Genomic DNA, 3,002 nt, shown 5'->3' on the forward strand with positions numbered 1-3,002 from the left:
AGGGATGCGTCAGGAAATGCAGCGGAACTGCACGGAAACGACGGTTCAGACGGTCGACCCGGCACAGGGCTCGGGGACGTCTTGGCAGGTCAGGGCGTTTTCAGCGGATCCCGGCACAGGACGAAAAGTGTCCAGCCTGCCTACGGATCAGAAGGTTGGGGGTTCGAATCCCTCCGGGCGCACGCTGTGTTGAGACAGACGATGGGGCCCCCGACCTGCGGAGACGCGGGAAGGGGGTCTTACTCGTCCCGGACCTACCCGGGGTCAGCTGGGGGCCCGTAGGCACAACAATGGGCCGCACAATGAGCCGACGTGCGGCCAGCCTCGCGGAGCCGACCGCAGCCGCTCGGGCGATCGCTTGGGCGGGAAGAGCGCCCCCAGTGTCGTCACCGCGTCGCCGACTGCAGGACGGCGTCGATCAGGCGAGGTCCCGGCTCGGCAAGGGCCCACCGGAGGTGGTCTACGAGCTCGTCGGCGGTGCCGGCCCGGCGGGCCGGCACCCCCATGCCGGTGGCCAAGGCGACGAAGTCCAGGGCGGGCCCGGTCAGGTCGAGCAGCCGCCGGGCGCGCACCCCGTCGCGGGCGGCACCCACCCGCTCGAGCTCACCGTCGAGGATGGCGTACGCCCCGTTGTTGCAGATGACGGTGGTGACGTCCAGTTGCTCACGAGCCTGGGTCCACAGCGCGGTGATGGTGTACATCGCGCTGCCTTCGGCCTGGATCGAGATGACAGGTCGGCCCGGGCAGGCAATGGCCGCGCCGGTCGCCACCGGTAGCCCCTGCCCGATGGCGCCGCCGGTCAGCGTCAGCCAGTCGTGCCGTGGGCAACCCGCGGTCGCCGCGGCCAGGTGGACCCCGGACGTCAGAGCCTCGTCCACGACGATCGCGCCCGGGGGCAGCAGCGCGCCGAGGGCCTCGGCGAGCGTGCGGGTCGTCAGGGCCCCCGTCGGGGGGTGAGGGCGCCGGTCCTCGCTCACCCTGGGGATCGCATCACCGGCGAGGTCGTCGGCGAGCGCGCAGAGCGCCTCGGTGGCGTCCTCACCGGGCTCGGCCAGCAGGTGCACCTCGCAACCCTCGGGGACGAAGTGGCCGGGCAGGTCGGGGTAGGCGAAGAACGCGACCGGCTCGCGCGCTCCGGCGAGCACGAGGTGACGGGTGCCGGCGAGCTCGGCCAGCGCCGGTTCGGGGGGGTAGGCCAATGGCTGGACGAAGGGCAGGCCGGCGCCCCGGGGAAGCCGCGCGGGGAACGTCTCGCACAGCAGGCGTGCCCCTGTGCATGCCGACACGCGGGCCGCGGCCAGCAGCCCGCGCTCGGTCAGGGCGTTGCCACCGAGGAACAGCACGCGGGGCCCCGCGCCGGTGAGGGCCTCGGCTACCTCGCGGACGACGGCCGGGCGCACCGGCGCGGGGGCCCGGTGCCGTTGCGGTGCAGCCGTACGGCCGCCCTCGCCCCAGGACACGTCGGCCGGCAGCACCAGGGTCGCGACGAACCCGGGCGCGGAGCGGGCCGCGGCCACGGCGGCAGCAGCGTCCGCGGCCAGGTCGCTCGTCGTCAGCGACCGACGGAACCACCCGGACACCGCTGACGCCAGTGCGTCGATATCGGACTCCAACGGAGCGTCCAAACGCTTGTGGTGCGTCGCGTGGTCGCCGACGATGTTGACCAGCGGGGTCCTGGCCCGGCGGGCGTTGTGCAAGTTCGCGATGCCGTTGGCCAGTCCTGGCCCGAGGTGCAGCAGGGTTGCGGCCGGCCGCCCCGCCATTCGTCCGTACCCGTCTGCGGCGCCCGTGGCGACCCCCTCGAACAAGGTCAGCACGGCGCGCATGGCAGGCACGTCGTCCAGGGCGGCGACGAAGTGCATCTCGGACGTCCCCGGGTTGGCGAAGCAGATGTCGACTCCGGCGTCGACCAGGGTCCGGATCAGGGCGTGCGCGCCGTTCATGCCGACAACCTACTGCCGCTTGAGGGTGGTCGACTCGCGGCTGTTAGACGATTGTCGGCAGGACCGGTGTCCGGCCAGACTCGGTTCCAGGTGCCTGGCGGGCTGCTCTTCTCGCGGCTGCCCACCAGTGTGATCGGTGTGGCTCTCTTTCGGTCTGCGGCCCGTCGGTCACCGTTGACGAGGCGTGGCTCAAGAAGGGACTGCCCTGCTCGTAGCAGCACTGCCCACCTCGCCGTCCACATCGGTACCAGCACAGGCGGGAGCAGCACATGCAACAGACGCAGCAGATCACGCCGCAGATCATCATCGGGGTCGATCCCCACAAGCTGTCCGCGACGATCGAGGTCGTTGACGAGCGCGAGCGGTTCCTCGGCTCGGGTCGGGTTCAGCACCGACCAGGCCGGCTACACGGCGATGCGGCCCTACGCGAAGGCCTGGCCGGAGCGGGTCTGGGCGGTCGAGGGCTCCAATGGCGCCGGCTGGCCCAGCGGCTCCTCGAGGATGGCGAGCAGGTCGTCGACGTCCCGGCCAAACTGGCGGCTCGGGTCTGGCTCTTCGACACCGGGCACAACCGCAAGACCGACGCCCGCGACGCGCACTCGACCGCCGTCGTGGCGGTCCGCACCGAGGGGCTGCGAGTCCTGAAAGTCGATGGGAAGCTCGAGGCGCTGCGGATGCTCACCGACCGCCGCGAGGCCCTGACTCGCCGCCGGGTCCAGAGCGTCAACCGGCTCCAAGCCCTGCTCGCTGAACTGTTGCTTGGTCAGGCAAAGGAAGGACATCACCCCGTTGCAGGCCAAGGCGCTGCTCGCGTCCGTCCTCGTGACATCGCCGGCAGGACCCGGCGCCGGATCGCCGCCGAGGAGCTGGCGGAGCTGGTCGCGGTCGACGCGAAGATCAAGAAGGCCACCGCGGAGCTCAAGACCATCGTCCTGGCCCGCGGGTCACACCTGATGGACATCCACGGCGTCGGACCGGTGGTGGCGGCCCGGATCCTGGCCGACGTCGGTGACGTGACCCGCTTCGCTGACCGCAACCGGTTCGCCTCCTGGACCGGCA

General features: G+C 71.6%; 2 protein-coding genes. One reads left to right on the top strand and one right to left on the bottom strand.

The features are described 5' to 3' along the window. Nucleotides 1–386 precede the first annotated feature (386 nt). Nucleotides 387–1,943, bottom strand: a complete 1,557-nt coding sequence (locus ACLL9L_RS00565) for an acetolactate synthase large subunit (RefSeq protein ID WP_411282694.1) — start codon at nt 1,941–1,943, stop codon at nt 387–389. A gap of 269 nt (nt 1,944–2,212) precedes the next feature. On the opposite strand from ACLL9L_RS00565, the gene ACLL9L_RS00570 reads away from it, so the two are divergent. Further along, nucleotides 2,213–3,002, top strand: a 790-nt coding sequence (locus ACLL9L_RS00570) for an IS110 family transposase (protein ID WP_411282695.1), incomplete at its 3' end; no start/stop codon positions are given.

This window comes from Lapillicoccus sp., assembly GCF_046595215.1.
GTDB lineage: Bacteria > Actinomycetota > Actinomycetes > Actinomycetales > Dermatophilaceae > Lapillicoccus.

Coding starts and splice junctions, on each gene's coding strand:
- ACLL9L_RS00565 (WP_411282694.1), bottom strand. CDS start 1,943: ATGAACGGCGCGCACGCCCTGATCCGGACCCTGGTCGACGCCGGAGTC.